Source organism: Methylobacterium sp. J-067 (assembly GCF_022829465.1).
Classification (GTDB): domain Bacteria; phylum Pseudomonadota; class Alphaproteobacteria; order Rhizobiales; family Beijerinckiaceae; genus Methylobacterium; species Methylobacterium litchii.
In genome coordinates this window covers 1-26,144 of the sequence record NZ_JAKSXZ010000081.1, presented here as the reverse complement: position 1 = coordinate 26,144, position 26,144 = coordinate 1, and the positions used below count along the sequence as shown (strand labels likewise).

The 26,144-nt window shown below is 69.2% G+C and carries 23 protein-coding genes, 1 tRNA gene and 1 pseudogene; 13 read left to right on the top strand and 12 right to left on the bottom strand.

Annotated features, from left to right (window positions below):
* Positions 1-7: 7 nt before the first annotated feature.
* On the bottom strand, positions 8-1,162 hold the full coding sequence (locus tag MKK52_RS08070) for a PepSY-associated TM helix domain-containing protein (protein WP_243953286.1): 1,155 nt from the start codon (positions 1,160-1,162) through the stop codon (positions 8-10).
* 376 nt (positions 1,163-1,538) lie between these two features.
* Between MKK52_RS08070 and MKK52_RS08065 the strand changes: the two are divergent.
* The 6 genes and pseudogenes from MKK52_RS08065 (at position 1,539) to MKK52_RS08040 (ending at position 6,213) form a co-directional block, all read left to right on the top strand.
* Positions 1,539-1,807: pseudogene (locus MKK52_RS08065) on the top strand (GCG_CRPN prefix-to-repeats domain-containing protein).
* A gap of 303 nt (positions 1,808-2,110) precedes the next feature.
* Positions 2,111-3,841: a putative bifunctional diguanylate cyclase/phosphodiesterase gene (locus tag MKK52_RS08060; RefSeq protein ID WP_243953285.1), complete on the top strand. Its 1,731-nt coding sequence runs from the start codon at positions 2,111-2,113 to the stop codon at positions 3,839-3,841.
* Positions 3,838-4,662 (top strand): BLUF domain-containing protein, encoded by an 825-nt coding sequence (locus MKK52_RS08055; RefSeq protein ID WP_243953284.1) that lies wholly within the window; start codon positions 3,838-3,840, stop codon positions 4,660-4,662. The genes MKK52_RS08060 and MKK52_RS08055 overlap by 4 nt, the downstream gene beginning before the upstream one ends.
* A gap of 146 nt (positions 4,663-4,808) precedes the next feature.
* Positions 4,809-5,294 carry a hypothetical protein gene (locus MKK52_RS08050; RefSeq protein WP_243953283.1) on the top strand — a complete coding sequence of 162 codons (486 nt, stop codon included), beginning with the start codon at positions 4,809-4,811 and terminating at the stop codon, positions 5,292-5,294.
* An 80-nt stretch (positions 5,295-5,374) separates the two neighbouring features.
* Entirely contained in the window at positions 5,375-5,563 is a 189-nt protein-coding gene (locus MKK52_RS08045; RefSeq protein ID WP_243953282.1) for a hypothetical protein, read from the top strand.
* A gap of 574 nt (positions 5,564-6,137) precedes the next feature.
* A tRNA-Ile gene (locus MKK52_RS08040) sits at positions 6,138-6,213 on the top strand.
* A 52-nt stretch (positions 6,214-6,265) separates the two neighbouring features.
* Here MKK52_RS08040 and MKK52_RS08035 read toward each other — a convergent pair.
* From MKK52_RS08035 to MKK52_RS08025, 3 genes are all read right to left on the bottom strand, one after another.
* Positions 6,266-8,650: a hybrid sensor histidine kinase/response regulator gene (locus MKK52_RS08035; protein ID WP_243953281.1), complete on the bottom strand. Its 2,385-nt coding sequence runs from the start codon at positions 8,648-8,650 to the stop codon at positions 6,266-6,268.
* A 275-nt stretch (positions 8,651-8,925) separates the two neighbouring features.
* Entirely contained in the window at positions 8,926-9,105 is a 180-nt protein-coding gene (locus tag MKK52_RS08030) for a hypothetical protein (RefSeq protein ID WP_243953280.1), read from the bottom strand.
* A 74-nt stretch (positions 9,106-9,179) separates the two neighbouring features.
* Positions 9,180-10,148 carry a TIGR03885 family FMN-dependent LLM class oxidoreductase gene (locus MKK52_RS08025; RefSeq protein WP_243953279.1) on the bottom strand — a complete coding sequence of 323 codons (969 nt, stop codon included), beginning with the start codon at positions 10,146-10,148 and terminating at the stop codon, positions 9,180-9,182.
* Positions 10,149-10,334: 186 nt separating this feature from the next.
* Here MKK52_RS08025 and MKK52_RS08020 point away from each other — a divergent pair, with 186 nt between their 5' ends.
* Together MKK52_RS08020 and MKK52_RS08015 are read left to right on the top strand one after the other, a co-directional pair.
* Positions 10,335-12,632, top strand: a complete 2,298-nt coding sequence (locus MKK52_RS08020) for an FdhF/YdeP family oxidoreductase (RefSeq protein ID WP_243953278.1) — start codon at positions 10,335-10,337, stop codon at positions 12,630-12,632.
* Positions 12,629-12,907: a hypothetical protein gene (locus tag MKK52_RS08015; protein WP_243953277.1), complete on the top strand. Its 279-nt coding sequence runs from the start codon at positions 12,629-12,631 to the stop codon at positions 12,905-12,907. Before MKK52_RS08020 ends, MKK52_RS08015 begins: the two co-directional genes overlap by 4 nt.
* Here MKK52_RS08015 and MKK52_RS08010 read toward each other — a convergent pair.
* From MKK52_RS08010 to MKK52_RS07990, 5 genes are all read right to left on the bottom strand, one after another.
* Entirely contained in the window at positions 12,900-13,358 is a 459-nt protein-coding gene (locus MKK52_RS08010; protein WP_243953276.1) for a response regulator, read from the bottom strand. The two genes, MKK52_RS08015 and MKK52_RS08010, sit on opposite strands and share 8 nt — an antisense overlap.
* Positions 13,355-14,470, bottom strand: coding sequence for a sensor histidine kinase (locus MKK52_RS08005; RefSeq protein WP_243953275.1), 1,116 nt, complete (start codon positions 14,468-14,470; stop codon positions 13,355-13,357). The genes MKK52_RS08010 and MKK52_RS08005 overlap by 4 nt, the downstream gene beginning before the upstream one ends.
* Before the next feature lie 131 nt (positions 14,471-14,601).
* Positions 14,602-15,789 (bottom strand): Na+/H+ antiporter NhaA, encoded by a 1,188-nt coding sequence (nhaA, locus tag MKK52_RS08000; RefSeq protein WP_243953274.1) that lies wholly within the window; start codon positions 15,787-15,789, stop codon positions 14,602-14,604.
* A gap of 57 nt (positions 15,790-15,846) precedes the next feature.
* On the bottom strand, positions 15,847-17,010 hold the full coding sequence (locus tag MKK52_RS07995; protein ID WP_243953273.1) for an acyl-CoA dehydrogenase family protein: 1,164 nt from the start codon (positions 17,008-17,010) through the stop codon (positions 15,847-15,849).
* Positions 17,011-17,083: 73 nt separating this feature from the next.
* The gene (locus MKK52_RS07990; RefSeq protein WP_409564632.1) at positions 17,084-18,655 is read right to left on the bottom strand and encodes an ABC transporter substrate-binding protein; all 1,572 of its coding nucleotides are present in this window, start codon (positions 18,653-18,655) and stop codon (positions 17,084-17,086) included.
* Between the two features lie 146 nt (positions 18,656-18,801).
* Here MKK52_RS07990 and MKK52_RS07985 point away from each other — a divergent pair, with 146 nt between their 5' ends.
* From MKK52_RS07985 to MKK52_RS27105, 4 genes are read left to right on the top strand one after another with little or no spacing between them, the layout of a single operon-like run.
* On the top strand, positions 18,802-19,254 hold the full coding sequence (locus MKK52_RS07985; protein WP_243953272.1) for a Tfp pilus assembly protein FimT/FimU: 453 nt from the start codon (positions 18,802-18,804) through the stop codon (positions 19,252-19,254).
* Entirely contained in the window at positions 19,251-19,637 is a 387-nt protein-coding gene (locus MKK52_RS07980) for a type II secretion system protein (RefSeq protein ID WP_243953271.1), read from the top strand. The genes MKK52_RS07985 and MKK52_RS07980 overlap by 4 nt, the downstream gene beginning before the upstream one ends.
* Positions 19,630-20,241: a general secretion pathway protein GspJ gene (locus tag MKK52_RS07975; protein WP_243953270.1), complete on the top strand. Its 612-nt coding sequence runs from the start codon at positions 19,630-19,632 to the stop codon at positions 20,239-20,241. Before MKK52_RS07980 ends, MKK52_RS07975 begins: the two co-directional genes overlap by 8 nt.
* Complete coding sequence (locus MKK52_RS27105; protein ID WP_243953269.1) at positions 20,238-21,143, top strand: general secretion pathway protein GspK; 906 nt, start codon at positions 20,238-20,240, stop codon at positions 21,141-21,143. The genes MKK52_RS07975 and MKK52_RS27105 overlap by 4 nt, the downstream gene beginning before the upstream one ends.
* On the opposite strand, the gene MKK52_RS07965 is transcribed toward MKK52_RS27105, so the two are convergent.
* Together MKK52_RS07965 and MKK52_RS07960 are read right to left on the bottom strand one after the other, a co-directional pair.
* Entirely contained in the window at positions 21,123-23,798 is a 2,676-nt protein-coding gene (locus MKK52_RS07965; protein WP_243953268.1) for an RICIN domain-containing protein, read from the bottom strand. The genes MKK52_RS27105 and MKK52_RS07965 overlap by 21 nt on opposite strands.
* A 35-nt stretch (positions 23,799-23,833) precedes the next feature.
* Entirely contained in the window at positions 23,834-24,448 is a 615-nt protein-coding gene (locus MKK52_RS07960) for an SCO family protein (protein ID WP_243953267.1), read from the bottom strand.
* Positions 24,449-24,746: 298 nt separating this feature from the next.
* Between MKK52_RS07960 and MKK52_RS07955 the strand changes: the two genes are divergently transcribed.
* Positions 24,747-25,724, top strand: a complete 978-nt coding sequence (locus MKK52_RS07955) for a sensor histidine kinase (RefSeq protein WP_243953266.1) — start codon at positions 24,747-24,749, stop codon at positions 25,722-25,724.
* Positions 25,725-25,752: 28 nt separating this feature from the next.
* On the opposite strand, the gene MKK52_RS07950 is transcribed toward MKK52_RS07955, so the two are convergent.
* Positions 25,753-26,144, bottom strand: a 392-nt coding sequence (locus MKK52_RS07950; protein WP_279597699.1) for a molybdopterin dinucleotide binding domain-containing protein, incomplete at its 5' end; no start/stop codon positions are given.

The window sequence follows — 26,144 nt, the reverse complement described above, 5'->3', positions numbered from 1 at the left end:
CGCGCCCTCACTCGGCGGGCGCGGGCACCAGCGGCTTGCGCGCGGTCCGCCGCCCGGCGGCCCGGCGGCGCAGGAGGTAGAGGGCGATCCCCGTCGCCGCGAAACCCGGCATCGCCAGGGCCGCGAGGCAGAACAGCAGGGCGAAGCCCGCGCCGAAGAACCGGCCGCGATGCACCTCCAGCATGTTGCCGGCGATCCGCTTGCCCAGCGGCTGATCGGCCGCGCGCTCGGCCGACATGAGGGTGCCCGTGGCGGCCTCGTATCGCGCCTCGTTGCGGGCGGCGGGGCGGTCGTCGTCGCGGGAGAACCAGCGGATGCGGATCGGCTGGCGCCCTTCCTCCGGCAGCAGGATCTGCGCACGGGCGGCGTTCCGCCCCTCGCCATCGTGGAACGCAGTCCAGACTGCATCGAGGGCGGGCGGCCCCTCCGGCCCGGCCTTGGCGCGCTTGCCCATCGCAGCGGGCTTGGCCCCGCCGACGAGCAGGGCGTTCGCCCCGTCCTTGAACCAGCCGTAGGACCATGTGAGCCCGGACAGGGCGATGATCAGGTAGACCGGCAGCAGCCACGTCCCGGCCACCGCGTGCAGCGACCACCACCGCGCCCGCCCCGGCCGGGACAGGCTCGGGCGCAGCCAGATCCTGAGGCGGTGCACCTGCGGCCAGCGCAGCACGATCCCCGTCACGAGGAACACCAGCAGGGCGATGGCGCAGGCGCCGGTGATCTGCCGTCCCCACCCGTTGCCGTCGCCGGGCAGAAGCAGGAAGCGGTGCAGCGCGAGCACCGTGTCGAACAGGGCCTCGCCCCGCACCGGCCCGAGCACCGCGCCGTCATAGGGGTCGGCGAAGACCGAGTCCGGCCGCTGGCGCGTCGCCGGATCGCGGGCGAAACGGATGGTGACGCTGGCGGCCGGGTCGTCCTGTAGGGTCAGCCGCGCGACGCGCTGGCCGGGCCTCTGCGCTTCAATGCGCTGCGTGAGATCCGACAGGGCGAGCGGCGGCGCCTCCCGCGTCGCCACCGTCAGACGATCAGGGTTCGCCCAATCGGTGAGGGCCTCCTCGTAGCTGAGGAGCGCGCCGGTCGCGCCCACTACCGCCAGGATCAGCCCGGCCGTGAGGCCGAGCGCCCAGTGCAGGCGGAAGAGGATCGCGCGGGGGCTCGGCATCGAAAGGGCTCCGGGCTGTCCGCCGGGACGGCGGCATGCGGCACCGGGTAGGTGATGGAGCTGGCCCGATCAAGCGCCCTTCGCAAGCATTGCGGCCGTAGAAGGCCAGCACTCTGCTTGATTATAAAAGATCTAAGGTAGGTTTTTGCCTCGTTGAGAATGTCGAGAACGACAAATGCTGCACCGCCTGAGCGCGCGGGTCGGCGACGGGTCACCCAAGCTTTTCGATGGATCACAAGGCGCGGCTATAGTTTCCGCACAGAGATATCAGGCTACTCCGCCCTTGAAACAAATTGATACACAACCTTCAAGGCAGAGTTGCAACTCCCCTCCAGCATCCGGTGTTTCCAGGCACTCACGAAGGAGGAAGACTTCCATGCGAATGAAGTTGATTGGCGCGGCCCTTCTCGCGCTCGGCACCATCACCGCTACGGCGGGAACCGCGGAAGCCCGCGACGGGTGCGGACTCGGCTTCCACCGCACGATTACGGCTTTTGCCGTCCGAACGGCTTCTACCGCCCCTACGCGTTCCGTCCGGTCTACGGCTACGGCTGGCGTCGGCATTACGGCTGGCATCGTCACTGGGGCTGGCACCGCCATGTCGGCTGGCGCGGTGGCTGGCACCACGGCTGGCGCCGCTGGTAACGGCTGACGCGGCCTCACCGCCCCGTGCCCCGGTCGTGCCGTCTCTCGCGAGGCGGCGCGGCCGGGGCCGTTTCGTTTCCGGATCATTCACCGGCGCTGCGGCTGTACTTGCTTCGGACGGAGCCCGCATCCCGGAAAGCGTGGCGGCCGGCAAACATAGGCAATGGCGACCGTGTATCGCCGCCGATTCGTGCAATCGTTTCACAGACTTTGCCGGTTTGGTCACGAATTGGTGACGCTTGCCTGCATTTCTGGTGGAGAAGCGGTGCGCCCCGGTGCGCCGTCACGTCCGATCGGTTCCCGATGCCCGCCCCCCAGCCGCTCCGCGTCGTCGCCACGAATCCCTCCGTTGAGGCCGATCCCGTCCGCCGGCTCGCCACCTATTTCGACGGGCTCGACCAGGGGGTGATCGCCATCGACCGGCGGGGCCGCGTCGTGGTCGCCACCGCCCCCGCCCGCGCCATCCTCTCGGGCCTCGGCTTCACCGCGACCACTGGCTCCTCGGGCCGTGACCTGCTGCGCATCCTCGCGGCGATCACCGGCTCCGGCCTGCGCGACGGCTTCGCGATGCTGCGCCGTGCCCGCGCGGAGGAAGGCCCGCAGGCCTTCGAGACGGTGACGGCCGGGCGCACCATCGCCCTGCGCATCCATCCCGTGGACGGGGGCTGGACCGTCGCCTTGGAGGACATGACCGAGATCCGCGCGCGCGAGGCGAACTCGGCCGAGTTGGCGCGGATCGATCCGCTCACCGGCCTCGCCAACCGGCTGATGCTGCGCGAGCGCCTCAGCGCCTCCCTCGACCGCCTGAACCGCTACGGCGAGCCCTGCGCCGTGCTCCTCCTCGACCTCGACCGCTTCAAGCCGATCAACGACACCCTCGGCCACGCCGTGGGCGACGCGCTGCTGGAGAAGGTGGCCGACCGCCTGCGCTCGGCCGTGCGCAGCGCCGACACGGTGGCGCGGATCGGCGGCGACGAGTTCGTGGTGATCCAAGCCGGCGCCGCGCGGCAGGAGGACGTGACGATCCTCGCCCGGCGGCTCGTGGACTTGATCGGCCGCACCTACATCATCGACGGGCAGTTGCTGACCATCGGCGTCAGCGTCGGCGCGGCCCTCGCGCCCAAGGACGGCGCCGACGCGGAGCGGCTGCTCAAGCACGCCGACCTTGCCCTCTACCGCGCCAAGCTCGACGGGCGCGCCACGTTCCGGTTCTTCGAGCCGGAGATGGACGTGCGGATGCAGGCCCGCCGCCGGCTGGAACTCGATATCCGGCAGGCGCTCGCCCGGCGGGAGTTCGTGCTGCACTACCAGCCGCAATTGAACCTGAAGAACCAGAGCGTCACCGGCTGCGAGGCGCTCCTGCGCTGGAAGCATCCCGAGCGCGGCACGGTCTCCCCGGCGGATTTCATCCCGCTGGCGGAGGAGGTCGGGCTGATCGTGCCGATCGGCGAATGGGTGGTGCGGCAAGCCTGCCGGGACGCGGCCCTGTGGCCGGATACGGTCTCGGTGGCGGTGAACGTCTCGCCCGCCCAGTTCAAGAGCGAGCGGCTGGTGGACATGATCGTCTCCGCCCTCGCCACCTCGGGCCTGCCCCCGCGCCGCCTGGAGGTGGAGATCACCGAGGGCGTGCTGCTGCAGAACAACGATCACACGCTCGACACCCTGCACCGGCTGCGCAAGCTCGGCGTGCGCGTCTCGATGGACGATTTCGGCACCGGCTATTCCTCCCTGAGTTATTTGCGCAGCTTCCCCTTCGACAAGATCAAGATCGACCGCTCCTTCGTGAAGGACATCGCCACCGCGCCGGATGGCGACGCGATCATCCGCGCCATCGCCGGGCTCGGCCGCAGCCTCGGCATGACGACGGTGGCGGAAGGGGTCGAGACCGAGGAGCAGATGCGCCGCATCCAGGCCGAGGGCTGCACCGACGTGCAGGGCTACCTCATCAGCCGACCAGTGCCCCTCGACGACCTGATGCGCCTGCTGCCGCGCGATCCGCACGCCAACCCGTCCGCCCCGGGAGTTCACCCATGAGCGACCTCTACCGCCTCGTCTACGCCAGCAAGAACCTGCTCAACGGCTCGGAGCCGGAGGCCCGGGCGGCCGTGGAGACGATCCTCGACGCCTCCCGCCGCAACAATCCCCGCGTCGGGGTGACGGGGGCGCTGATGTTCAACGACGGCGCCTTCGCCCAGGTGCTGGAAGGTCCGCAGAAGGGCGTCGAGGACACGTTCGAGCGCATCCAGCGCGATCTGCGCCATGGCGACGTGACGGTGCTCGAATGCCGCCCGGTGACGGAGCGCAGCTTCTCGGAATGGTCGATGGCCTTCGTCGGCCGCTCGACCGGCGGACAGGCCGCCTGGAGCCGCCTCGCCACCGAGAGCGGCTTCGACCTGCGCCGCCTCGACGGCGACGAGGTCTTCTCCATGCTGCACGGCCTCGTCCTGGAGGAAGAGGGCATGGCCGCCCCACCGGCCGCCCCGCCCCCCGCCCCTCGCGCCCTCGACACCGCCCGCCTGCGCGAGGAGATCGCCCCCCTCCCCCGCCCGCAGGTCGTGTCGGCACCCGCGCCCGAGCCCGTTCCCGCGCGGATCGCGGGCGATGCCGCCGCCATCGCCATCCTGAAGGCGGCCCTGGCGGAGGAGCGCACCCGCACGACGGGCCTGCGCAGCGAACTTGACGCCCTGCGCGTCGCCCTGGCGGAAGCCGAAGGCCGGCTCGACCACCTGCGCGAGCAGCGCGACCTCTGGCGCTACCGCTCCCGGGTGCTGGCGACGGCCCTGTGCGAGGACGCCGACGGTGACGACGCCGCGCAGGAGGACGAGGCCCTGGCGCCGGCCCGCGCCGTGGCGTGAGCGCCGACTCGATAACGGATTGTAAAAATAACCAGATCTTTGAAGACTCCATCAACCCTCAAGACAGGCCGATTTCTGCCATTAACGCCCTCAAAACCGGGGGCCATCAGAAGTGGAGACAAGGAAAAGAACGGTAGGGAGCCACAGTGCTTTCGACGGAATCGACTCGTAAACTCGTGAAGCTGCTCCCCCTGCTCGCGAGCGATCAGGACGGCGAAGTTGCCGGTGCGGCCAGGGCCATCCGCCGGGCGCTCGCCGCAGACAACCTCGATCTGCACGATCTCGCGCGCATCCTCGCCGGCCGCGCCGACGGCGCCGCCCGACCGGACGATCCCGGCGAGGCGAAACCCCACGATCCCCGAAGGCCTACGGCGTCCGAAGGATCGCCGTCCGATCGGCGTTCGGAAATGCGGTTTCGAAAAGTCTTGCAGGCCGGCAAGATCGTTCTCCCCAACGGCGGCGTCCTCGATTGTAAGGTGAGGAACCGGTCCGAGAGTGGTGCGCTGCTTCAGCTTGCCAGCCTCAGCGGCGTACCGGATCAGTTCGTCCTGCAAATACCATCGACTGCGGAAATGTTTGCTGTCGAGATCGTGTGGCGTGGCGACCACGAGATCGGTGTTTTCCGCATTTAGGGCGGCCCATCTCACGTTGAGGCACTAAGGAGCAATCTGCCTTCTGCCGCGTTCTAACCTCGACTGAGACGTGGAGGGTGATGATGGCAAACGGCGTGCGCAACGGGTTCCGCATCGGCATCCGGCCGGACCCGCAGAACAGCAAGCGCTACCTCTGGATCCTGAGCGGCACGCAGACGCTGTTCCGGGAAGAGTCGCCGTCGTCCTACGATTCCGTCGAGCAGGCGATCGCCGATGCCGAGGCACGGGCCGACGAGCTCGACCAATAGGTCGCGCATCGCCGCAACGGCTTCGGTTTCAAACGAGCGGAGAACGGCATGTCCACCACGACGATCAAGCCAGTCACCAAACTCGCCGACGGCAAAGAGATCAGGCCGGAGACCGTGCTCGCCAACGGGCAGGTTCTCACCCGAGAGATCCAGTTGCAGAAGTAAGTAGCACTTCACAAAGGCATGGGTGCGCGAGCACCCCTTTGTTGATTGTCGAGATATCACAGCCGCTGTTGTAAAGCGGGTGGTCGGGTGGGCGCCGAGAAATAGCACAGAATCGTGGGGCGACTTCTTCTAAGGGTGTGGCACCTAATTTAAGACGGTAGCTCATAAGGATGAGCGCCCCCGCGCTTCGCCAGGGGGCGCTTTCTGCGTTTCATAGGTTTTAACTCATCCAGGTCCGTTTCGAATGTGCGGGGAAGCTGCGGGACCGGACGTGGCGTCCAAGCCTGCCGCGTGGGCGCAACCCCTTGCTCCGCCCTCTCCCGGCGGCTACTGAATCGGACGCTTCTGTCGTCGTGTCTGTTCGCTGCGAAGATGCGGAAGCCGAATCGCCGTTCCGCGCGAACGGCTTGGGCCTGTAGCTCAATGGTTAGAGCCGACCGCTCATAACGGTCTGGTTGTAGGTTCGAGTCCTACCGGGCCCACCATTCCCTTCCTCTCGACAAGCGGCGTGCCGGCCTCCTCCGTCTCGCTCCCCCGTCACGCCGCCGACATCGCCTGCGCGCGGGATCTGGCGAGGTGGCGTTCGATCAGCGTCTGCAGATGGGTCCGGTCGAAGGGCTTGCCGACATGGTCGTCCAGGCCGGCGGCGATCAGCGCGCGGACCTGCTCCGGCAGCACATGCGCCGTCATCGCGAGGATCGGCACGTCGCGCGCCTCGCTGTGCAAGCCACGGATCAGACGCGTCGCGGTGATGCCGTCCATCACCGGCATCTCGATGTCCATCAGGATGAGGTCGAAGGGCTCGGCCTCGACCAGGGCGACGGCCTCCTGTCCGTCGCAGGCGGTGGAGACCCGGTAGCCCATGGCCTCCAGCACCATCTGCGCGATCTCGCGGTTGATCGCGCCATCCTCCACGAGAAGGAGATGCGCCGGCCGCGCCTGCGATGTTCCGGAGGCAGGGAGCGGCGCGCTGGGCGATGGCGGGTCGAGCCTCCGCTGATCCGCCGGCGCTTCGGGCAGGACCAGATCGAACCAGAAGGTCGAGCCTTCGCCGTCGCGGCTTTCCAAGGCGATGGTGCCGCCCATCGCCTCGATGAGGCCCTTGGCGATGGCGAGGCCCAAGCCCGTGCCGCCGAAGCGCCGCGTCGTGCTGCTGTCGGCCTGGACGAAGCGGGCGAAGAGCCGGGACTGCGCGTCTGCGGGAATGCCGATGCCGGTGTCGCGGACGGTGACGCGGAGCGCGATTCCCTCCGACGTCGCCGTCTGCGTGATCGTGGTGGTGACGGAGCCGGCCTGCGTGAACTTCACCGCGTTGTTCACGAGGTTGAGCAGCACCTGCCGCAGGCGGGTCTTGTCGCCGATGACGGGATGATCGTCCGCCGCGTCGCCCTCCATCACCAGGGCGAGGCCCTTGCGCTCGGCGGCGCCCGCGACCAGCGCCACGGTTTCCTCCACAAGGCCGAACGGCGAGAAGGGGGTGGCTTCCAGGGTGACGCCATCCGCTTCGATGCGGGCATAGTCCAGGATGTCGTTGACCACCGTGGTCAGGACCTCGCATCCGACCCGCATCTGGTCGATGCAGCGCCGCTGCTCCGGGGTCAGGCTGGCATCGTTGCGCAGGAGGTCGCCGAAGCCGACGATGGCGTTGAGGGGCGTGCGCACCTCGTGGCTCATCGTGGCGAGGAAGTCGCTCTTGGCACGCTCGCCGGCCTCGGCGCGGAACTGCGCCGCCTCGGCCCGGTCGCAGGCCTCGGCCAGTTCCGTCGTCCGGGCGGCGACGCGCACCTCAAGGTCCGCATTGGCCTGTTCGAGGGCGCGGTCGCGCTCGCTGAGCCGCGCGAGCAGCTTCGTCAGTGCATCGGTCAGTTCGGTGATTTCGAGATAGCCTCGCGGCTTCGGAAGCTGGGCATCGGCGGGGGCATTGCCGATGACGCCGGCCGCCCGCGCGAGGGCGCGGAGGGGATCGGCAAGACGCTCGGCGGCCAACCAGCCCAGGAGCGCGAACAGCAGCGTGAAGGCGACACCGCCGAGCACCAGCCGGTTGATGATCGGATCGGAGATCGACCGCGCGAATTCGACCGGCTGCCGGACTAGGATGGTCCAGGGCAGCGTCGGCCTGCGGAGGGAGGGCTGGCCACGGCTGGCGCCGGTGAAGTAATCGCCGCCATCGGGCCAACGCCCCCGCGCGCTGGCGAGCTCGGCGCCGGCGGCGAGCGCCGAGAGGGCCGGCAGATCGGTGTCGATCCGGCCGCCGGTCTGGTCGCCGGGGCCGAGGACGACGGTCCCGTCCCCGGCGAGGATCATCACCTCGACGCTGGGCTCCCGCTTCAACGCCGTCGCGATGGCCGCCTGGCTCATCTCCCGCATCCAGCTGACGCTCAGATGGCCGCCGACGACGCCGACCTTCGCGCCCGACGCATCGCGGAACGGCATGGCGACGTCCACGAAGCGGTGCGGCTCGCCGTAGGGCAGCGCCGGCAGACGCGTCGCCAGCAGCTTCGCTTCGTGGATGTCGATGACGGTCGGCGCCTGGATGCCCTGGTGGAACCACGGGCGCGCCGCGACGCTCTCGCCCTCCAGCATGCCCCCACTGCTCGCGATGACGATGCCGTTGCTGTCGGCGAAGCCGATCCAGGCATAGGCGGGATAGCTCTCGCGCAGGGCATCGACCCAGGTGCGGCGGGCCTCGGGCGTGGTCGCGTTGGTGCGGGCCACAGAGGACAGCACGGTCATGTCGCCGAGGCGCTCGGTGATGTTCGCGTCGATGATCTGCCGCAGGTGCTCCGCGAGTTCCGCCGTGTGCGCCTCGGCGCGGATCTGCACCCGCTGGGAGACGAACTGGGACACGACGAGCGTGGCGGCGACGGTGAGCAGCAGCGCCCCACCGGCAAAGACGAGGGCAAGGAGCGTCCGCAACCGCATCAAGACGACCTCGGGTCAGCCGCCGGACCGTCTTGTGAGGCGGTCGACCGGCTTGGGATGATCGGAGATCGTGTGATCTTTCCGGCCAAGTCGGTCAATGAGTGGCACGCCAATCCTTTATCGGCGGTGTTTCCACGAAGGTCAGTCCGCAGACAATCTCAGTCTGCGATGTCCGTGCATCATGTCTCGACAAGACTCAGCGCAGGCTGGTCTTGTCGAGTTGGCGAATCACCGCCCGGGTGTGGAGGGGCCGCGCGATGGCGGCCCCGCCGCCGTCACTTCCCGCTGGGGGCCGCGCCGCTGCCCGTGGCGCCGTTACCGGTGCTGCCCGAGCCGGCGGCGGCGCCGGACGTCGCGGTGCTGCCGTTCGGCGTGCTCTGCGCGGCGGCCATGCCGACCGTGCCGGCGAGAACGGCGAGCGCGAGGACCGACGATTGAAGGGTACGGCTGATCATAGCGTGCTCAATTCTTTCTGCCGGGTCATTCCGGTATGATAGTACAACCGGGGGTCTGTGCAGTCGTTCCTTGATTATCCTCCATGGCCGAGGGCCGGCAGGACATGCCGGCCGAACGCCTCTACGAACGCGGTCTGATCACCCGCGACCTGATGGATGATGATTTCGGCCGGGCCCAACTCCATGAGTTCGGCGAGCCACGCGGCGTGGCGCCCGAAATCCTCCGAGACCCGCACGTAGCCCGGTACGTCCTCGGGCCGCACGAAGCGCGAGGCCGTATCGAAATCCTCCGGCCGGCGCAGGTCCCAATTCGCGTCGCCTTCGAGCATGTTGCTCGCCCATTGGTCGTGGGCCTGCGCGAGCGCCTTGGCGGGGTCGGGATCCCAGCACACCTTCGTCTGCATGAAGATCGGCTTGCCCGCGCCGCCGCCTTCGCGGAACGCCTCGAAGACCGGGCGCAGCTTGGCAGGGTCGATGCCCACGGTGACGAGCCCGTCGGCCCAGGCGGCGACTTGGCGGGCGGTCTCCGGCGTCACCGCGCCGGCGATCAGCAGGGGTGGGCGGGCGGGCCGGGAATACAGCTTGGCGTCGATGACGGTGACGCGCCCCCGGTGGGTGACGGTCTCGCCCTCGAACAACGCGCGGATCACGGCGGCGCATTCGGCCAGCCGGGCCGTGCGCTCGGCCTTGTCCGGCCAGGGCAGGCCGGTGACGTCCTCATTCAGGCGCTGGCCGGAGCCGAGGGCGAGCCAGAGGCGCTCCGGGAACATCTCGGACAGGGTCGCGGCCGATTGCGCCAGCACCGCCGGGTGGTGGCGGTAGCCCGGCGCGGTGATGATGCCGAATGGCAGGCGCGTCGTCGCGAGGGCGGCGCCGAGCCAGGACCACGCATGGCCCGCGTGCCCCTGCTTCACGCTCCAGGGGCGGAAATGCTCGGAGGACATGGCGCAGGTGAAACCGGCAGCCTCGGCCGCCTGGACGTCGCGCAGCAGCGCCGAGGGAGCATGCTGCTCATGCGAGGCGTGGTAACCGATCCGTGTCACGGTGGTGATCTCCTGATCATGCGAGTGTCCGCGAACGCGGTTCAGTTTAGAAAGACTTTGCGAAGCGGGAGCTTAGCCTGTGTTCTGTGCATGAGGGGCCTGCGCGCGCACGCCATTGTGACGCGAGCCGCGGCAAGATTATCTCGCGTATGCGAGATTGCTCGTGTCAGCCAACCAGGATGGTTCATGGCCCAGTCTGAAGGGTCTTCCAAGCGCTCATCGGCCGCTGGCGGGTGGGGTGCGCTGAAGAGCTGCGGCAAGCACCTGCTCGGCAGCCGTGCGCCGCTGACGGGAGCCCGCGCCCTTCTGAAGGCCAACCAGCCCGACGGGTTCGATTGTCCCGGCTGCGCCTGGGGCGACCCGGAGCACGGCTCGTCGTTCGAATTCTGCGAGAACGGCGTGAAGGCGGTCTCCTGGGAGGCCACCGACAAGCGCACGAAGCCGTCCTTCTTCGCCCGTCACACGCTCACCGAGCTGCGGGGCTGGAGCGACTACGCCCTGGAAGGCCAGGGCCGCCTGACTCACCCGATGCGCTACGACGCAGCGAGCGACCGCTACCTGCCGGTGAGCTGGGAGACGGCGTTCGCGGAGATCGGCGAGACCCTGCGCGGGCTCGACTCCCCCGATCAGGCCGAGTTCTACACGTCCGGCCGCGCCTCGAACGAGGCCGCCTACCTCTATCAGTTGTTCGCCCGCGCCTACGGGACCAACAACTTCCCCGATTGTTCGAACATGTGCCATGAGGCGAGCGGGGTCGCCTTGATCGACGCGATCGGCGTCGGCAAGGGCACCGTGCTCCTCGAGGATTTCGAGAAGGCGGACGCGATCTTCTGCGTCGGGCAGAATCCCGGCACCAACCATCCGCGCATGCTCGGCGACCTGCGCCGGGCGGCCGAGCGCGGCGCGAAGGTCGTGGTGCTGAACCCGGTGCGCGAGCGCGGGCTGGAGCGCTTCGCCGACCCGCAGAATACCGTCGAGATGCTGCGCGGCGCGAGCCAGCCCATCGCCAGCCACTACCTCCAGCCGCGCTCCGGCGGCGACATGGCCGCCTTCCGGGGCATCGCCAAGATCGTGTTCGCCCGCGATGCCGAGGCGCTGGCGGCGGGCCGTCCGTCGATCCTCGACCGCGCCTTCCTCGAACACCACACGGCCGGGCTCGACGCCTATCGCGCCGCCGTCGAGGCGACCTCCTGGGAGGCGATCCTCGACCAGTCCGGCCTGACCCGCGACGAGATCGACGCGATGGCGGAGGTCTATCTCGGGGCGCAGCGCGTCATCGCCACCTGGGCGATGGGCGTGACCCAGCACCGGCACTCGGTGGCGACCATCCGGGAGATCGCCAACCTCCTGTTCCTGCGCGGCCATATCGGCCGTCCGGGCGCGGGCCTCTGCCCGGTGCGCGGCCATTCCAACGTGCAGGGCGACCGGACGGTCGGCATCAACGAGCGCCCCGCCGAGGCCTTCCTCGCGTCGCTCGAACAGCATTTCGACCTGCCGATGCCGCGCCGGCACGGGCACAACGTGCTCGCCGCCATCCGCGCGATGCGCGACGGCACGTCGAAGGCCTTCATCGGGCTCGGCGGCAACTTCCTGCGGGCGACGCCGGATACGCCGGTGGTGGCGAAGGCGCTGGCCTCGTGCCGGCTGACCGTGCACATCGCCACGAAGCTCAACCACGCCCATCTCGTGCCCGGCGAAATCGGCTACCTGCTGCCCTGCCTCGGCCGCACGGAGATCGACCGCAACGCCGAGGGCAAGATCCAGATCGTGACCGTCGAGGATTCGATGAGCATGGTCCACGGCTCCGGCGGCATCAACAAGCCGGCCTCGAAGGAACTGCGCTCCGAGATCGGCATCATCGCCGGCATGGCGCAGGCCACCGTGGGCTCCGCCGCCATCGACTGGGCGGGCTTCGCCGCCGACTACGACCGGATCCGCGAGGCCATTGCGGTCACGATTCCGGGGTTCACCGGGTACAACACGCGGGTGCGCAAGCCGCGCGGCTTCATGCTGCGCAACCTCGCCGCCGAGCGGGTCTTCGACACCGGCACCGGACGCGCCAACTTCGCGGCCGCGCCCCTGCCCGCCGAGACGGAGCATCAGGCCGCGACCAAGACGCGCGACACGTTCGTGCTGCAAACCTTCCGCAGTCACGACCAGTACAACACCACGATCTATGGTCTTGATGACCGCTACCGGGGCGTGTACGGCGAGCGCCGGGTGATCTTCGCCCATCCCGACGATCTCGCGGAAATCCGCGACCGGTTCGGGGAGCGCGTCGACATCCTCGGGACGCATGACGACGGCATCACGCGGCGGGCGGAGGATTTCCGCCTCGTGCCCTTCGACATGCCGCGCGGTTTGCTGGCGGGCTACTACCCCGAGTTGAACGTCCTCGTGCCGCTCTCGACGTTCGGCGAGAAGAGTGACACCCCGACCTCCAAATCGGTCCTCGTGACCCTTCAGCCGCGCGCGGCGGCGTGAGCGAAGCCCTGGACGAGGCGGCGTTCGTCGCCGCCCTGGGCCGGGTGTCGGCCGCTTACCCCGAACTGCCTCCGCTCGAAGCGGGACTCCTCGCCGCCCTCGTCCTCGGCTTGCCGGGGGACAGCCGGGCCTTCGCCCGCACCTTCGCGGTGGAGCACGCCCTCGTCCTGCGCGCCCTTTCGGAGCTGGAGGAAGCCGGCCACGTCGCGGTCACGGATCGCGACGGGCGCACGCAGCGGACGCGCTATCACTCGGCCGCGCCGACCCCTACCTGATCGGATCGGCGCGGAAGCGGCCCTGCTCGGCTTCGGCAGGCTGGCACCGGCAGGTCGCCGGCACGGACGAGGCGCCCTTGTGGGCCGGAGCCTCGCAGGTGAGCAGGCGGGTGAGCAGATGCTCCAGCGGGTCCGCCTGATACGGCTTCTGCAGCACCGGCACGGCCTGATAGGCGGCCTCAAGGCCCTGCCGCCCGTAGCCCGTGGCGAACAGGAACGGAATGCAGCGCTCGAACAGCAGATCCGCGATCGGGTAGCTGCGCGTGTTGCCGAGGTTCACGTCCAGCACCGCGAAATCGAAGTCCTCGTTGCGCGCGAGGGTCAGTCCCTGTTCGAGGCGCATCGCGGTCACGACCTCGCAGCCGAGATCGAGGAGCATGTCTTCGGCGAACATGGCCACGAGGCTCTCGTCCTCGACCAGTAGCACCCGGCGTCCGGTCAGCATGGTCATGGGGCCAGGGACCCTTCGACCGTCTCTTGGCCGATCCAGCCCAGTTGCGTCAGCGGGATGCGCATGGCGCAGACGACGCCCTCCGGCGCGTAAGTGATGACGGCGCTGCCGTCGAACTCCAGCGGCAATTGCCGCTCGATCAGCCGGGAGCCGAACCCCTTCCGTGTCGGCTGCGCGACGGGCGGTCCATCCTGTTCCTGCCACGTCAGGTCGAGCTGCTGCTGCCCGCCGCCGAGGTCCGACAGCGCCCAGGTGACGGAGACCCTGCCCTCGCCGGTCGAGAGGGCGCCGTATTTGGCGGCGTTGGTCATCAGCTCGTGCAGCGCCATCGCCAAAGTCACCGCGACTTTCGGGTGTAGCCGCGCATCCGGGCCATCGAGCCGGAAGCGGTTGATGTCGACCTCGGCCAGGAGATGAGGGGCGAGCGACCGCTCGATCACGCTGATCAAGCTGGCGCTCTCCCAATTGTCCTCGACCAGCACGTTGTGGGCGGTGGAGAGGGCGGTCATGCGGGCATCGAACACAGCGCGCACAGCCAGATCGGTGCGGCCGCGGAAGGTCTGCGCGGCGATGGATTGCACCGTCGCGAGGGTGTTCTTCACCCGGTGGTTCAATTCGTTGATCAGCAGGCGCTGGCGCTCGGCGGCAGCCTTCTCCTCGCTGATGTTCCGCACCTCGATGATCGTGCCGATGATGTTGGCGGCATCGTCGCGGATCGGGCTCGCGGTGAAGCCGACCGGGTAGAAATGCCCGTCGCGGTGGACGAACACCTCCTCGCCGCGCTCCTGGTTGTTCTCCGGGAAGGCGCGGTCGATGGCGCATTCGTGCAGCGGGAACGGGCGCCCGTCGGGATAGGTGTGGTGGACGATGTCGTGCAGCGGACAATCCCGCGCCAGGACCTCGTCCAGGGTCCAGCCGGTCAGCTCTTCAGCGGCGCGATTCATGTAGATGCAATGCTGGCGGTCATCCATCAGGAAGATGGACACCGAGGCATTGTTGAGGACCGCGTTGAGCCGCCGCTCCGTCTCGAACAACTGGCCCGCATGGCGCAGCGTCGGCAGCGGCCGGATCGCAGCGGGCTCAGACTGTAGCGGTTGCCGGGAATTCGGCACGAGCACAACCCTTCACACGTCTCTTCTGAAAGCCTGAGTTGTGCAATGCCCGTCACTGGGGCCGGTTCCCCCGACCGGACGTGGAACGGCTGTCGGGGGAGCGGGATCGCTTCGGGCGCGGCGGACGAGGTCTAGCGCACGCTGGGCCGCGCCGGGGCGACGAGCAGCACGAGGGCGCCCGCGACGATGCAGGCGATGGAGCCCGCGAGCACGCCGACCTTGACCTCCGACTCGAGGGCGGGGGCGTCGGCGAAGGCCAGGAGGCCGATGAACAGGCTCATGGTGAAGCCGACCCCGCAGAGCAGCGCGACGCCGTAGACCTGCGCCCAGGTGGCGTGGGCCGGCCGCTGCGCCAGCCCCGTCTTCACGCAGGCGAGCACGAAGCCGAACACGCCGAGCTGCTTGCCGAGGAAGAGGCCGAGGGCCACGCCGAGGGTGACGGGCTCGAGGAGCATCTTCGGCTCGAACCCGACGAGGGACACGCCGGCATTGGCGAAGCCGAAGATCGGCAGCACGAGATAGGCCGACCAGGGCTGGATCGCGTGTTCCAGCCGGTGCAGCGGCGAGGTCGGGTCGTCGGGCGTGCCCCGGCTGAGGCGCAGCGGGATCGTGAGGGCGAGCAGCACTCCGGCGATGGTGGCGTGCACACCGGATTTCAGCACGAACAGCCAGAGCAGGACGCCGAGCGCGAGGTAGGGCGCGAGGCGCGAGACCCCGGCCTTGTTCAGACCGTAGAGGACCGCGAGGGTGACGGCCGCCCCGCCGAGCATCGGCAGGGACAGGTCGGCGGTGTAGAAGGCCGCGATGATGACCACGGCGCCGAGGTCGTCGATGATCGCGAGCGCCGTCAGGAACACCTTCAGCGACACCGGCACCCGCGACCCGATGAGGGCCAGCACCCCGAGGGCGAAGGCGATGTCCGTGGCGGCGGGAATCGCCCAGCCGCGCAGGGTCTCGGGCGAGTGCCAATTGACGGCGACGTAGACCAGGGCCGGGGCCATCATCCCGCCTAGGGCGGCGACGCCCGGCAGGATGCGGTCGGGCCATGTGCGCAGGCGCCCGTCGAGCATCTCGCGCTTGATCTCAAGCCCGACGAGCAGGAAGAACGCGGCCATCAGCGCGTCGTTGATCCAGTGCAGCACGCTGAGCGGCCCGAGATGGGCCTTGAGCGCCGCGAAATAGACCTCTGCGAGGGACGAGTTCGCCACCACGAGGGCCAGTGCGGCGCTCGCCATCAGCACGAGGCCGCCGCCGGCCTCGCTGATCAATAGGCGTCGGAGGGCGGAGGCCGGGCGACGGATCGTGCGGGGTGCGTGCATGCCCCCAGGGGGTGCCAAGGTTGGGGCACCGGTTCAAGCCCAATCGGGCCGGGCGGGTCAGAACGAGCGCGGAAGCCCGAGGATATGCTCGGCGACGTAGGACAGGATCAGGTTCGTGGAGATCGGTGCAACCTGATAGAGGCGCGTCTCGCGGAACTTGCGCTCCACGTCGTATTCGGCGGCGAAACCGAAGCCGCCGTGGAACTGGATGCAGGCATTGGCCGCCTCCCAGGACGCCTTGGCGGCGAGATACTTCGCCATGTTGGCCTGCGCCCCGCAGGGCTCGCCGGCATCGTAGAGGCGGCAGGCCTCGTAGCGCATGAGGTTGGCCGCCTCGACCTCGATGAAGCTCTCCGCGATGGGGAACTGCACGCCCTGGTTCTGGCCGATGGGGCGGCCGAACACCACGCGCTCCTTGGTGTAGACGGTGACCTTGTCGATGAACCAGTAGCCGTCGCCGATGCATTCGGCGGCGATCAGCGCCCGCTCGGCGTTGAGCCCGGTCATGATGTACTTGAAGCCCTGGCCCTCCTCGCCGATCAGGTTCTCGGCGGGGATTTCAAGCTCGTCGAAGAACAGCTCGTTGGTCTCATGGTTGACCATGTTGAGGATCGGCCGCACCGTCAGGCCCTTCTTCATGGCCTCGTGCAGGTCCACGATGAAGATCGACATCCCCTCGGATTTCTTCTTCACCTGATCGAGCGGCGTGGTGCGGGCGAGCAGGATCATCAAGTCCGAATGCTGGACCCGCGAAATCCATACCTTCTGCCCGTTAATGACGTAGCGGTCGCCCCGGCGCACGGCCGTGGTCTTGATCTTGGTGGTGTCGGTGCCGGCGCCGGGTTCGGTGACGCCCATCGATTGCAGCCGCAACTCCCCCGCCGCGATGCGCGGCAGGTAGTGTCGGCGCTGCTCCTCCGAGCCGTGCCGGACGAGGGTGTTCATGTTGTACATCTGGCCGTGGCAGGCGCCGGAATTGCCCCCCGAGCGGTTGATCTCCTCCATGATGACGGAGGCCTCCGTCAGCCCGAGGCCGGAGCCGCCGTATGCCTCCGGGATCAGCGCGGCCATCCAGCCGGCCTTGGTCAGGGCCTCGACGAACGCCTCCGGGTAGCCGCGCGCCTCGTCGATGCGGCGGTGATACTCCGCCGGAAAGTCGGCGCAGAGCGCCCGCACCGCATCGCGGATCTCGCCATGGCTGCCGTGGTCGATCGTCTGCATCGGTGCTCCTCCCGCCCCCGAGATAGGATCGGGAGGGCGCCCCGCCAGCAGGCCCGGCGGGACGCCGCAGGATTCAGCCCTTCTTGACGTTCCAGAACACCGGCACGCCTTCGAGCACGCCCGAGATGTTGGGCCGGTACGAGGTCTGCACGAAGTACTGGCCGAGGGGCAGGTAGGGCAGGTCCACGAAGGCCTGCTTCTGGATCTCGGCGGCCACCGTCTTCTGGCTCGCGACATCGGGCGAATCGAGCCACTGCGAGCGCAGGGCCTCGATCTTCTCGCTGGTCGGCCAGCCGATGGCCGCACCCGTGCCGTTGCCGCGCAGGAAGGAGCTGACGGCCGGGTTCGCCTGATCGAGCCCCGCCCAGAAGGTGCAGAATGCGTTCCAGCCGCCCTGCGCGATCGGGTCCTTCTTCGCCCGCCGCTGCACGACGGTGCCCCAATCCATCACTTGATAATCGACGTTGAACCCGGCGCGGGAGAGCATGTCGGCGGCGACGTCGGCCAGCGCCTTGAGGGTCGGGAAGTCGGACGCGCCCATGAGCACGATCTTCTCGCCCTTGTAGCCGGCGGCGGCGAGTTCCTTCTTGGCCGCCTCGAAGTCGCGCTTCGAGGTCAGGGCATCGAGGCCGACATCGTTCGCCATCGGCAACTTCGGGCAGAAATAGCCGACCGGCGCGTGCATCAGCTTCGGGTCGGTGCCCGTCACCGCCTGCATGAAGTCGGTCTGGTCCACCACCTTCAGCAGCACCTTGCGGATCGCCGGGTTGTCGAAGGGCGGCAGGAGCTGGTTCATCCGCAGCGTGCCGATGAGGCCGGTCGGGTCCTTGATGGTGGTGGTGAGGCCGCGCAGCGTCGGCACGAGGTCGGCCGGGGGCTGCTCCCACCAATCCATCTCGCCGGTCTGCATCGCGGAGGCGGCGGTGGCCTGATCGGGGATGATCGTCCACTCCACGCGATCCACGTAGGCGCGCTTGGGGCCGGAGGTCCATTGTGGCTCGCCGCCCTCGCGGGGGACGTAATCGGCGAACTTCTCGTAGACGACGCGGGCGCCGACGATGCGCTCGTCCGCCTTGAAGCGGAACGGCCCGCTGCCGACCATCTCCGTCACCTGCGTAAAGGCGTCGGTCTTGGCCAGCCGCTCCGGCATGATCGCGCAGATGTTGGACCCGACCTTACCCAGCGCATCCGGCAGGAGGACGAACGGCTTCTTCAGCCGGAACTGGATGGTTGTGTCATCGAGCGCGGTGAGTTCGTCGGTGTAGCTCAGGAGCGACTGCCCCATGGCGTCGCGCTTGCCCCACCGGCCGATGCTCGCCACGCAATCCCGCGCCAGGACCGGCGTGCCGTCGTGGAACTTCAGGCCCGGCCGCAGGGTGATCTTCCAGCGCTTGCCATCGTCCTCCGTGACATGGCCCGCCGCCATCTGCGGCTGGGCGCGGTAGCTGCTGTCGAGGCCGTAGAGCGTGTCGAAGACCGCCAGCCCGTGGTTGCGGGTGACGTAGGCGGTGGTCCAGATCGGGTCGAGGACCGTCAGGTCGGCCTGCGGGATGAACTTGAGCACCCGCGAGTTCGCACCCTGCGCGAGGGCCGGCGCGGCCAGCGCGGCCCCGGACACGGCCATGAAACGACGTCTGTTCAGCACGATCACACGCTCCGTTGTGGAAGGCACGCGAGCGTAGCATGGGCCGGGCCATTGGCACCGGCCAAGCCTCGAAACCGAATCTTCACCACGCTCCGGTTGTCTCACGCGCGGGCAACCTCGCGCCGGGGTTGGGAGAATTCGCGAACGTGTCGGCCCGAGCAACCCTGGAGGAGGCAGGCGAAGACGCGGGCTTCACCCTGGTGGAGATGCTCGTGACCCTGGTGATTCTCGGCCTCGCGGCGGCAGTCGCGACGCAGTTCGCCGGCAGCGGCGTCGGGCGCCGGGCCGACCGGATCGCCGCCACCCTCGGCGCGGAGATGGCCCTGCTGCGGGTGCAGGCTCTGCGCTCCGGCGAGACCGCGCATCTCGTGTTCGAGCCCGAATCGGGGCGGTTCCTCTCCCCGAGGCCAGGCGCGGCGCCCATCGCGACGGCACCCCTGCCGGTCCTCGTGCAGGTCGAGGAGGCCGCGACGGCGACGCCGGGCGAGATCCGTTTCCTGCCGGACGGCGGATCGAGCGGCGGGCGCATCGTCATCGGCGGGCGGGTGCTGACCGTCGGCATGCTGCTCGGCCGCGTCTCACGGGGGACGCTGCCGTGAGCGCATCCCGATCCGGCGGCGAGGACGGCTTCACCGTGGTCGAGGTGCTGGTGGCCTTCGCCATCGCCGCCATCGGCATGATCCTCGCCCTGCAGATCGCGGGAGAGACGGTGACGGGCCTGCGCCGCGCCGCCCTGTGGCAGAACGAGGCCGACGAGGCCGAATCGATCTGCCTCCACCGGATCGCGGCGGGCCCCCTGGTGGCCGGGATCGGCGAGGGGCGCTTCGCGGATGGGCGCCCCTGGACGCTCGTGGTGAGCGACGTGCGCGCCGCCCTGCCCGCGCGGCGCGGCCCGGCGGTGTGGCGCCTCGTCCTGACGCTCGGCGGCCCGGAGGGGCGGCCGGTCTACACCACCCTCGTGCCGGGCAAGCCCGATGCGTGAGGGCAAGCCCGGCTCGCAGGATGGCTTCGCGCTGGTCGAGGTGCTGGTCTCCCTGGCGCTCGCCGCCCTCGTCGGCGTGCTGCTGATCGAGACGATACGCGTCGCGGGGCGGACCTCCGCCGCCGTCGCCGCCGCCGAGGGATCGGGACAGGTCCGCGCGGTGCGCGATCACCTGACGCGCACCTTCGGGAGCCTCGCCAGCCGCCACATGGACGGCACCCAACCGGTCCTCGAGGGTGGGCCGGTCGGCCTCTCGGCGGCCATCGCTCCGGACCGCGCCGTCGAGCGCCCGGCGGAACTCGTCGCGACGCTGGCCGGAATCCCGCGCGGGGATGGCGGCTTCGATCTCGTGGAACGGCGCATCCCCCTCGAAACCCTTCAGGGCACGGCGGCGACGGCCCGCTCGGAGGTGCTGCTGGAACGGGTCGCCGGCCTCGGGCTGCGCTATTACGGTGCGCAGGCCAAGGGGATGCCCGCCACCTGGGCGGAGGCCTGGGCCCGGCGCGATCGTCAGCCCGACCTCATCGAGGTGCGGATCGCCTTCGCCCCGGCGGACGCCCGGCGCTGGCCGCCTCTCCTCATCGCCACGGGAGACATCCGGTGAACGGCGGCGACCGGCAGGGAGAGGACGGCTTCGTCCTCGTCTCGGTGGTCATGGTGCTCGCCGCCGTCAGCGCGGTCCTCGCCACGGCGATCCTGCAGACGCGGGCCAACGCCGCCCTCGCCCGCACCCGCGCCGACCTCGTGAACCTGCAGGGTATGGCGGACGGCATCACCCGGCTCCTCGCCCACGACCTCGCGGTGGGCCGGACCTACCGCCTCGCCGGGCTCGGCCTGCCGGAAGACGGCAGCCCCGTCGCCTGCGCCCTCCCCTCCGGCCGCGTGGCCGTCCTGTCCCTGGAGGATCAGGGCCGCCTGATCGATCTGAACCGCACGCCGCGCCCGGCAATGGAGGAGGCCTTCCGGCTTCTCGGCGTGCCCGATTCCGCCGCCCTCGCCCTCGGCGCGGAGATCGCCGACTACCGCGACGCGGACGACGTGCCGGAGCCCAATGGCGGCGCCGAACTGGCGCAGTACCGCGCCCGGGGCCTCGCCTACGGCCCGCGCAACGGGCCGTTTCTCAGCGTCGATGAGATCGGGCGGCTTCCGTCGATGACGCCCGAGATCGCGGCGCGTCTGCAACCGGCGCTCACGGTCTACAACGAGGCAGGGTCGTTCGACCTCGCCTCGCTGATGCGGCGGTTGCGGCCCTCGGGCCCGATGCCGCCGCAGGACGGGAAGCGATCACCCTCCCCGCGCCAGTATTTCCGCATGTCCGTCACCCTCGTGCAGGGGACGGCGCGGGCCGGGCGCGTCGGGGTCTATGCCCTCGGCGGCACCCGGACCGGGACCGACTTCCTCGTCTGGCAACCGGGCGTGGCCTTGTCCGCCACGCCCGGCGTTGATCACCCCGCCTGCGCCGCGATCCGCGCGGTGCTGACGACCTCAGAGCTTCGAGGCAGTTGAGTTGAAGATCTGGTCGGCCGCTCCGTTGCAGGTCCAGACCACCGTGCCCAGGCCCGCCTGACCGGTGCCACCGAGCACGCCGAGGCAGAGCTTGGAGTTCACCGAGACGAGGTTGCTGCCCCCGCCCTGCGTCTTGGGCGTCCAGGCTTGGTTGTTCACGTTGGCGCACGTGTACTGGTAGACCGCAGCGCCGGGGCCAGCGGGCTGGTTGTCGAGGGACTGGTCCAGGCACTTGCCGGAAGCGACATTCACGTAGGCCGTTCCACCGTTGCCGGTGGTCGCGCGCCATTGCTGTTCGGCGGCGCCGGTGCAGGTCTGCTGGGTCACCGGAGCGCGGTCGTCCTTGTTCCCTGCGGGCACCGACAGGCAGAGGCCCGACTGCGCCGACACGAGGGGACGGCCGCCGTTCCCGGTGTAGGTCTGGTCCGGCACGCCCAAGCAGGTCCAGCCGACCGTGCCCGTGCCCGCCTGGGTCGAGGCGCCGAAGATGCCGACGCAGAGCCCGTTATAGGCCGAGACCAGGGCACTGCCGACGCCCTGCGGCTTGGCCTGCCACACTTGGTTGCTGCCGCCATGGCAGCTGTATTGGTAGATCGCGGCGCCGGCGGAGACCGGCTGGGTGTCGAGGGTGAGATCCAGGCATTTGCCGGAAGCGATGTTGGTGTAGGTCGTGCCGCCGCTGACCGAGGTCTGGCGCCACAGCTGCTCGTTGGAGCCGTTGCAGGGCTGCTGGGTCACCGGGCCCCGGTCGCTGGTGTTGCCGGGGCTGATCGCGAGGCACATGCCGGTATGCGACGGCTTCAGGACGTCGACGGTGCCGGACACGGTGCCGAGGCCGCCGGACGTGCCGGAGCCGGACGTCCCGCCGCCGTTGGAGCCGCCGTTGCTCGAACCGCCGGTGCCGCCGCCACCCGTGCCGCCGCTGCCGGTGCTGCCCTGCGCGGAGGCGACGTAGGTCGTGGCCTGCGTGGGAGCGGCGACGGTGTTGCCGACCGCCACGATCACGCCCGGGGAAGGTACGCCGTTCTTGTCGATGGCGATGAGCTGGTAATAGCCCGGCGGGACGATGTTGCCCGAGGAGGGCGTCTGGACCGTCACCGTGTTGCCCGACTGGGAGAAGCTGGCGACGTAACGGCGCTGGGTCGAGTTGAAGGCGTGGGTCACGAGGCCGTTCCCGACCAGGACGACCTGGGACAGGCCGTTCTGCGAGGTCAGCTCGAACTGGGTGCTCTGGCTATAGGGCAATTGGAGCGTCGCGAGGCTGACGATCTGCGGGCGCGGGGCGAGCGCCGAGCCACCGTTCGTGCCGGTGAACAGGTAGGGCGGGTAGTAGATCTCGGAGTTCTGGTTCGCCACCGGGCCGGGGCTGCCGCCGCCGGAGGTCAGCACGGCGCCGTTCTGCATCAGGATCGCGCTGGAATGGTAGCCGCGATAGATCGTGGCCGAGGCGGCGTGGATCCATAGGTTGCTGACGGGGTTCCAGATTTCGGTCTGGGTGACGGCGCTGGGGCCGGCGTCATCGACATGCAGGCTGCCGCCGTTGATCATGACCAAGCCCGTCGGCAGCACCGTGGCGTTGGCGAAGGCGCGGCCGTACTGCATCGGCGCGACGTCCTTCACGACGGGGGTGGCGCCGTTGATGTCGATGGTGGTCGCGCGGTTCGAGGACAGGTACCCGTCGCCGTTCGTGTAGGCGTTGCCGCCGACCTGGAGGATCTTGCCGGTGTCGTACATCACCGCCGTCGAGCCGGGGCCGACGTTCGGCGCATCGTTGGCCGAGCCCACGTTCTTCTGCGGGCTGAGGAAGTTCATGGCCGTGATGGAGCCGTTGCCGGTCGTGTCGAGGTACCACATCTTGTCGGAAGCGATGCCGAAGACCTTTCCGTTCGGCGCGACCCAGGCGCGCGGGAACCAGTAGCGACTGTTGTCCGGGCCGGAGGCGTCGCGGCTGTTGGCACCGAACAGGCTGTTCCACTGTGTGCCGTCGAAGAGTTCCGGCGTCATGGCGTTCATTTGGCCGCTGTCGATCGCGCCCTGCGGATTCCCGTTGACCGCGGCGTAGGGGTATGTGCCGCCGAAGATGACCTGCTTGCCGTTCGGCAGGGTCAGCATGCTTGCATAGTAGCGGTCGTTGGCGAGCTTGGCCGAGACGGCACCGAGGGACGTGGCGCTCGGGTTGAGGATGACGCTACCCTTGTCGTTACCGTTGTCGAAGATGCCGCCGGAGGAGATCAGCGAGCCGTCGAGCCGGTACGCCTGCGCGGCGCAGAAGCTGTTGACGCCGACCACGCCCTGGAGCGTCACATGGGCATTCGACGCGCCGGCCTTGCTCGGATCCCAGATGTCGAAGGTGCGGCCGTCTTGGATGGCCGGATCGTTGACCGCCGTGCCGTAGGACACGACCTTGCCGTTCGGCAGCAGGCCGAGGGTGATGGCGTTGATCGGCCAGTTATAGACGCCGGAATACATCCCGATCGTCGCCGCGTTGGACGGGATCGACAGGCCCGTCAGGAGTGGATCCGGCACTTGGTTCACGACCACCTTGAACAGTGCGGCCTCGGCCGGGGTGAGCAGGCTGCCCGCCAGCATCGTGGCCGAGAGGAGCGCGATCCGGCGCGCCCGCGAAGCGGCGTGGGAGGGGGTCGAGACGGTCATGTCGGGGTCCGTGGTCCGTTGTCGGGGGTTGGGGGTCAGTGAGAGGAGGGCGTGGCCGGCTGGCCGACGCCCTGGGTGAAGGTGTTGAGGGTCGCGAGGTCCCGGTTCAGGCGGGGCGCGTCCAGGGGATCGCCGCCATAGGTCATGGCGAGGTTGCCCCTTCGGTCGAACAGGAGGACCGTCGGGGGCGGCTCCGGCAGGCGGTCGGCCGGGTAGCGCAGCTGCTCCGCGAGCGCCTTGGTCTCCGCGGCATCTGAGGCGAGGAAGCGCAGGCGCCGGTCGGGCCCGAGGAGCCCGTCCGCGAAGGCGCGGAGCCGAGCGTCGTCGTCGGCGGCGGGGTCGGTGCCGATCACGAGGAAGCGGACACGGTCCCGCAGCGACGCGGGCAGGTCGCGGGCGAGCCTGTCGAGGTCCATCGTCCGCGTGACGCAGAGGATGGTGCAACCCGCGCTCGCGAAGGACACGACGGTCAGCCGGTCCCGGAGGTCGCCGGGCGAGATGTCCCGGCCCTGCACGTCCCGGCGGGAGGTCGCTCCCCCGCGCCAAACCAGATTTCCGAGATCGCTCGGGCCGGTCTCGGCCGTCGCTCGACCGGTGAGGAGGCCTATACCCGCCAGGGTCAGGGCGGTTGCAAGGGCGATGATCTTCATTCGTGCCAACGGCAAGATGCGACGACTGGTTGTCGACGCTGCTATGGCACACGGTTTAAGACACGAGCATTGCCAGAATCTGCGCAACCAGCGGTTTCTTCGCCACAGCGTGAACGAAAATGGCTAATCGGCCGGCAGGCGGCAATCCGCCGTGTTTGACAGGCGCGCGCGGTGAGGCATGACCGTGATCCCCTTGCCGAAGCCCCGCCTCCCTCCATCTCGCGGAGGGTGCCACGGAGACAGAATCCCGCCCATGGGTCTCGATCCCTCCGACCTGACAGAGCAAACCCGGACAGCCATGACCGAGCGGGGTGGAACGGCGGACGAGGCGTGGACGCTGGCGAGCTTCAGCGACACGATCCATCGCGGCGGCGTCGCCCTGTGGGCGTGGTCGCCGGTGCGGCGCCTCGCGCGGCTCGACAGCCTTTGCCAGGAATTCTGGGGCACCACGCAGACGGTCATCGGCATCGATGAGCTGTTCGCGAAGGTGAACCTCGAAGACCGCCTCGGGATGGTCCGGGAATGGGAGGCCAGCGCCACCGACCCGCAGCCCTACAGCTTCGATTTCCGCATCGGCATGGGACCGGAGGCGCGGTGGATCTCCGCACGGGGCGTCGGCGGCGAGGCCGGGCGCGTCGGCGAATGGCTCCAGGCCATCTTCATGGACGTGACCGAGCACAAGCGCGCGGAGGAGGCCGAACGCCTCCTCACCGCCGAACTGGCGCACCGGGTCTCGAACATGTTCAGCGTGGCCCGCGCCCTGACCTCCATCGTCGCGCGGGAGGCGACCTCGACGCCCGCCTTCGCGGAAGACCTCGCCCGCCGCTTCGGCGTGCTCCACGAGGCGACGACCCTGGCGACGCGCTCGCAGAAGTCAGACCAGGGCCATGTGCACCTGAAGGACCTCGCGCAGCGGATCCTCTCGCCCTACCATCAGGGCCAGAACATCGACGTCGCCATCGACGAGGGTGTCGTCGTCGGGTCCGAATACACCAACGACTACGCGATGATCTTCCACGAACTCGCCACCAACTCGGCGAAGTACGGGGCGCTGTCCGGGTCCGGGGCGGTGCGGGTCGAGGGCAGCATGACCGGCGACACGATCCGGCTCACGTGGCGCGAGGGCGGGGCCGATCCCGGCGCGGTGAAGGGCGAGGGAACGGGCTTCGGCTCGCGGCTGCTGAAGCAGACCATCGAGCGCAGCCTGCGTGGCCGTTTCTCGCGCACGATCGACGGCGACGGGCTGCGCTTCGAGATGAGCGTGCCGGCGGGCTGACGGGCGGCTTCCCGCCCGTCACTCCCCCTCAGTTGGCGCGCGAGACCTCGACGAGGTTGTCCGAGAAGGACGGTGCGTGGCCCATGTCGGTGAAGGCGCCCGACGAGATGCTGTTCACCGTGCCCTCGTTGAGCTGGCGCCAGTAGCCGAGCGTCGCCACCACGATGCCGGACTTCACGTCGTCGGTGATCCGCGCCACGCCCTTGAAGGCGCCTCGGTCGTTGGCGACCTTCACCCGGTCTCCGTCCAGGATGCCCCGCGCCTGCGCATCCTCGGCGCTGATCATCACGAACTGCTCGCCCTGGCCCTTCTGCTTGTCCTCCATGTTCGCGTAGCAGGAGTTCAGGAAGTAGTGGCTCTTGGGCGAGACGATGTTGAGCGGGAAACGCTTAGCAAGTTCCGGGTCGTTCGTGTGCGACT

Coding starts and splice junctions, on each gene's coding strand:
- MKK52_RS08055 (WP_243953284.1), top strand. CDS start 3,838: ATGAGCGACCTCTACCGCCTCGTCTACGCCAGCAAGAACCTGCTCAAC.
- MKK52_RS08045 (WP_243953282.1), top strand. CDS start 5,375: ATGATGGCAAACGGCGTGCGCAACGGGTTCCGCATCGGCATCCGGCCG.
- MKK52_RS08020 (WP_243953278.1), top strand. CDS start 10,335: ATGGCCCAGTCTGAAGGGTCTTCCAAGCGCTCATCGGCCGCTGGCGGG.
- MKK52_RS07975 (WP_243953270.1), top strand. CDS start 19,630: ATGCGTGAGGGCAAGCCCGGCTCGCAGGATGGCTTCGCGCTGGTCGAG.
- nhaA (WP_243953274.1), bottom strand. CDS start 15,789: ATGCACGCACCCCGCACGATCCGTCGCCCGGCCTCCGCCCTCCGACGC.
- MKK52_RS07995 (WP_243953273.1), bottom strand. CDS start 17,010: ATGCAGACGATCGACCACGGCAGCCATGGCGAGATCCGCGATGCGGTG.
- MKK52_RS08060 (WP_243953285.1), top strand. CDS start 2,111: ATGCCCGCCCCCCAGCCGCTCCGCGTCGTCGCCACGAATCCCTCCGTT.
- MKK52_RS07960 (WP_243953267.1), bottom strand. CDS start 24,448: ATGAAGATCATCGCCCTTGCAACCGCCCTGACCCTGGCGGGTATAGGC.
- MKK52_RS08035 (WP_243953281.1), bottom strand. CDS start 8,650: ATGCGGTTGCGGACGCTCCTTGCCCTCGTCTTTGCCGGTGGGGCGCTG.
- MKK52_RS08030 (WP_243953280.1), bottom strand. CDS start 9,105: ATGATCAGCCGTACCCTTCAATCGTCGGTCCTCGCGCTCGCCGTTCTC.
- MKK52_RS07965 (WP_243953268.1), bottom strand. CDS start 23,798: ATGACCGTCTCGACCCCCTCCCACGCCGCTTCGCGGGCGCGCCGGATC.
- MKK52_RS07955 (WP_243953266.1), top strand. CDS start 24,747: ATGACCGAGCGGGGTGGAACGGCGGACGAGGCGTGGACGCTGGCGAGC.
- MKK52_RS08070 (WP_243953286.1), bottom strand. CDS start 1,162: ATGCCGAGCCCCCGCGCGATCCTCTTCCGCCTGCACTGGGCGCTCGGC.
- MKK52_RS08010 (WP_243953276.1), bottom strand. CDS start 13,358: ATGACCATGCTGACCGGACGCCGGGTGCTACTGGTCGAGGACGAGAGC.